We start from the raw sequence: 4,505 nt of genomic DNA on the forward strand, positions 1-4,505 counted from the left end.
AATTATATCTTAATTAACCTAATTAAAAAAGCTACCTACTAGCATGTAGTCTATTAAAATTACCGTTATAAATGTTAAAGCATTACAGAAACAATCGGGCCATATTGTGGAGCAACATTTTTTTGGGGAGTGTGATAAAAAGATGCAGTTTTACAACGATAAAAGAATCGCAATACAAGTTTTTATGCAAATTAAAGATCATGCCTAGCAAGCATAAAAGCCTTTATATCAACGGTTTAGGAGACTTGCAAAAAATATCGTATAAACAATGTTCCATAAAAAAAGAGGCAAACATCGATTTAATAACGTTTGTCGTCTCTTTTTTGTGCGTCCCAAATTTTTATTTTTGGGGGAGAGGATTGATCTATCAGGATGAGTTTTGGACGACTTTATTTGTCCGTTGTCTTTTAACATTTTTTTTCACTAAAAAAGTACATTTTATGAATTAAGTCACTTTAAAGCTGATAAGAAATTGTGAAACCTTCCACTTCAACTTACGGCTGCTTAAAAGAAAAGAACTTAAATAAACAGTGGTGCTACTACATGAATTATTATATCAGCTATAAAATGAGCAATCATTGCAAACTCTATTCCTATATAGACAAATAAAGCCCCAAAAACAATCCCACCGATTCCATTAATAAGAAGCATTCCTAAAAATAAGCCTAAAGTCATTTCATAAGTTGAAGCAGCTACTCCATAATGTAATAGACCGAAGATAAGGGCTGCAAAAATTATTGCTGTCCAAATAGAGAAACCTATTGGGATTTTTCCTTTACCCGCTTTTGTAAGTAACCAGATAATAGCTGTAACAAGAAAAAGCCTAAAGATGGTTTCTTCAGTTATACCTGCTCCAAAGGAACCTAACGTACCTAGCCACCACACAGGCTCATTAATGGACGAATTATCAATCCCAAGAGAATATGAAATAAAATAGCTGACAATCATAATGACGATTGAAGTCATAATTCCATATATAACTGACATTCCAACTTTCTTTAAAAGTTGCCTTTCTACATTTTTTTTGCTAAATATTGTTTCTAAAATAGGCATCTTTATCTTTACGCTTTTTCCCATTAATAAAGCTAGAAATAATAAGATAGCTGCTTCCAGTAACATTTGTCCAGAGAATATCAGGGTAAAGAGCCATTCAGAGATACCCATTTCCTTATGGTAACCTTCTCTAGCAATTGCATAAGGAGCCATCGCTAACGCACCTAAAACATTCAAGAATACTAAGGTAAGATAAATTTCCCACTGAATGAGTGGAGACTTTTTATTGGTAACTACCTTATCTTCTTGAATACTTTCATCTTCTTCCTCTAGATCTTCCATTTTCTTTTCCAGTATATTTACTAATTGATTAGAGTCTTCAATATAGATTAATACTTTACTTACTTTTTTCTTCAATCCGAAATAACCTTTATATGAAATAGGTTCTTTAAAAACAATTTCATGTTTTAGCTCTTCTGTGATTCCAAAAATTCTAGTTAATACTCTTGGAAAAACAGTTAAATGAAATACGTCTTTCTCATGTATGATTGCACCATTTTTACTATAGGCAATCTCTGCTTTTCTAATTAGCCTTATATCTCGTATATGAAAAGAAATTTCTCTTCTTGCCCCTATCTTCATTTCAACTACGTTATTTTTTATACAAACAGGTGTGTTTCTTACCCAATTGTAATCACCCAACATATAAAGGATGCTGTATAAATGGAGTCCTGAAAAAACGTAAGCATATGAAGGTTCTACTTTTTTAAAATAAATATGGAATACTATCATTTCTATAATCTGTTCGTGTAAAAGAGCGATAAACAACCAAAAATAGGAGGAATTCTTATGTAGAGAAAATGAATTTTCACTGCTCACCTTGTTTCTTTTCCATCGAAAAAAAGCATAAAATAGAATTTTCCATTCCTTTAAGATAATCGTAATAATCGGGTTATGATCAATCTTACCCTGTTTATACTTAACAAATAGATAGGCTACAAAGACCTCTAATAAAGTTAACAAAATTATTAAGGACACTATCATCTGCTTATCCATTATATCCCTCCCTCTATAAATGTTGATATTTTTTGGAGCAATCGACCTCGATTATCAATTGCGCAAGCATAATGTTTATGTATAGCAATGTCGATACCGATAACTAGAGTATTTTCAGAAACCTGATTAATTTTCTCATCGATTAAAATTCATTGGAATGGAGTCCTCTCTGTAGATGTATGAGTCATGACCGTTGAACTCAAGCATCATACAGAAGGGCTCTTTTGTTTTCAAATCTTCAAAAATCTTTCTAACAGAAATGCTCCCTACTTATGCTTTTTATGCTCAAACCAAAAAAGAATGTATTGGATAATCCCCATTCCTGTTAAAAGAATAATAGGGAAGTAAGGTATATGATTAAAATAAGCAGTTAAAGCTATTGCAAAAGGAAGAGATGATGCAAAAAAAATATATACTTTCCTAGTTGCTTTATACGTTATCCATTGAAGTCCCTCGTCTTCCTCTTTAAACTCCATTGGGATTAATGTAGGCTTCACCTTATCTTTTGGATTCTTTAAGTTGTTAATTGGTATTGCTAAGAGTAACACTAGAATTGGAATACCCAATACTAAAGGATCAATATTCATCCAGTTTGGAACATCTTCAGAATAATGATTTCCCAGCATAATAACCCCTAATCCGAGAATGAGTGCAGCATTGAATAAGGGAGATTGGTAAACTTTTTTTAACATGATTTATTCTCCTTCTAGATAAAATATTTGTTCTACGGGTACCTGAAATACTTTTGCCATTTTTAACGCAAGAGTAATTGACGGAGCGTAGTCCCCTTTTTCGATTAACCCGATAGTTTGCCTTGAAACTTCAATCTTTTCGGCTAAATCTTGTTGAGTCAATCGGTACCTTGCCCGTAATTCGCGCACAGAATTTTTTAACATGGTCTACTATCTCTCCTTATATATTTCATCAATATTGTAAACTTTTAATTATAAAATGTAAACTTTAGTTGTCATTTTGTAAAAAAAAGTTAACTTTTTCTTTCGCAATTTTAATAACCTAAAGATGTATTTTAATAAATAATCAAAAGCCTTCCACTTAATTGCAGAAGGCTTCGTTTTATTCTTGTATTAGAAGTCTTTCGGAATTCTTTACACAATCGGGACATTTAATTGAATAAAGAATAAAAAAAAAATTGGGTATTTATGTTAATATTGAGTAAAGGTTGAAAAAAATAGAGAGAAATATTCAAAAAAACTTTAGATATTAAAGTAAATCCAAATAAACTTCTACAAAAGGGGAACCGAAATGGAGTATCGAATTGAAAGTCTTGATTTTGATTTAAAAGTTATAGGAAAAGGTAAAGTTGTCAAAACAAGTAGAGCCTTTAAAACAATTCCTACGCTTTGGAGTAGTGCCAAAAAAGAAGGATTTTTGCAACAATTAATTGATCTGTCATGGGAAGAACCAAAATGCACACTTGAAGGTCTATTGGGCGTTTGTGGAAAAGAGGCTGCTATAATGGACAATGAATTTACTTACTTTATGGGTGTCCGATATGATGGAGAGGTCCCAAGTGAAATGGAAACCTTCTCTATTACTCATAGTACTTGGGCTGTTTTTCCAGGGATTAGTAATGCTTGGCAACAATTATACACAGAGTGGCTTCCTAATTCTGAATATCAACTTGCTAATATACCTTGTATCGAATGTTATTATCCACCAAAGCATAAACCTAGAAATGAACTTTGGGTTCCTGTAATTCATAAATAAATCTTTTTCTGAGGTTATAATCATCATAATGTTGAATAAACAAGAAACCGTTCAATAATTATAAAAACTCCTATTCCACAATCGGGCGCGTTTATTTAATAAAAAACGCGTCTTTCTTCATGAAAATGACCATGCTTTATTTATAGTGGAAAATATGTATGAATGTGTAAATGATTTATCTTATTTTTAATAATTAAAGCATACGATTTATTAAAAGCACGGAAGGAGAAATATAATAAAAAAAAGTATTTGCTTTTTTGCGATAGTACTATTTCTTTGTTCTGGAATGTATTTTACTTTCTATAAGGGTTCTGCCTCCTCTGAATATGTTATTGGTAAAAAAAATTCAGAAGTTAGTGAAATTAATAAAAAAATAACTGAGACAGAATTAATCGAAAAAATCGTAAATGAACTAAAAGAGAGGGGATACTCTCCTCACGGAGGAGCTGCATATACAATTTATTCAGCTAATAAACAATTGCTTACAATTCCTATGTATGATATTGATTTAAAAAACAAGGAAATGACGAATAAAATTACAGCAATAATTGATGAAGTCATAAAAGAAAATAACTTTAATTCATTTGAAATCACTATAGAAAAAGCTAATCCTTAAAAATAGAAATAACAATATTCAATGTAGTGTAGTGCTTTAATTTAAAAATTTTTAATTGGATACAGAGTAAAATCCCTGCTTTCAATATAAAAGTAGGGATTTTTGGCGTTTT

Annotated in this window: 4 protein-coding genes and 1 pseudogene; 2 read left to right on the top strand and 3 right to left on the bottom strand. The window is 31.1% G+C overall.

What is annotated here, in order from left to right:
- Window positions 1–519 precede the first annotated feature (519 nt).
- From BJ095_RS18545 to BJ095_RS18560, 3 genes are all read right to left on the bottom strand, one after another.
- The gene (locus tag BJ095_RS18545) at window positions 520–2,049 is read right to left on the bottom strand and encodes a CPBP family intramembrane glutamic endopeptidase (RefSeq protein ID WP_107937882.1); all 1,530 of its coding nucleotides are present in this window, start codon (window positions 2,047–2,049) and stop codon (window positions 520–522) included.
- A 266-nt stretch (window positions 2,050–2,315) separates the two neighbouring features.
- Window positions 2,316–2,741, bottom strand: a complete 426-nt coding sequence (locus tag BJ095_RS18555) for a hypothetical protein (RefSeq protein WP_107937881.1) — start codon at window positions 2,739–2,741, stop codon at window positions 2,316–2,318.
- Window positions 2,742–2,744: 3 nt separating this feature from the next.
- Window positions 2,745–2,945 (bottom strand): helix-turn-helix transcriptional regulator, encoded by a 201-nt coding sequence (locus BJ095_RS18560; protein ID WP_107937880.1) that lies wholly within the window; start codon window positions 2,943–2,945, stop codon window positions 2,745–2,747.
- Between the two features lie 352 nt (window positions 2,946–3,297).
- Between BJ095_RS18560 and BJ095_RS18565 the strand changes: the two are divergent.
- A pseudogene (locus BJ095_RS18565) lies at window positions 3,298–3,777 on the top strand (GyrI-like domain-containing protein); the annotation flags it as partial.
- 286 nt (window positions 3,778–4,063) lie between these two features.
- Complete coding sequence (locus BJ095_RS18570) at window positions 4,064–4,393, top strand: hypothetical protein (RefSeq protein WP_107937878.1); 330 nt, start codon at window positions 4,064–4,066, stop codon at window positions 4,391–4,393.
- The last annotated feature ends 112 nt before the right edge of the window (window positions 4,394–4,505 follow it).

Origin of the sequence: Ureibacillus chungkukjangi (assembly GCF_003217295.1) — a bacterium.
Taxonomy (GTDB): domain Bacteria; phylum Bacillota; class Bacilli; order Bacillales_A; family Planococcaceae; genus Ureibacillus; species Ureibacillus chungkukjangi.

Excerpts from the sequence above, each read along its gene's own strand:
- BJ095_RS18545 (WP_107937882.1), bottom strand. The coding sequence starts at position 2,049 with ATGGATAAGCAGATGATAGTGTCCTTAATAATTTTGTTAACTTTATTA.
- BJ095_RS18555 (WP_107937881.1), bottom strand. The coding sequence starts at position 2,741 with ATGTTAAAAAAAGTTTACCAATCTCCCTTATTCAATGCTGCACTCATT.
- BJ095_RS18570 (WP_107937878.1), top strand. The coding sequence starts at position 4,064 with ATGTATTTTACTTTCTATAAGGGTTCTGCCTCCTCTGAATATGTTATT.
- BJ095_RS18560 (WP_107937880.1), bottom strand. The coding sequence starts at position 2,945 with ATGTTAAAAAATTCTGTGCGCGAATTACGGGCAAGGTACCGATTGACT.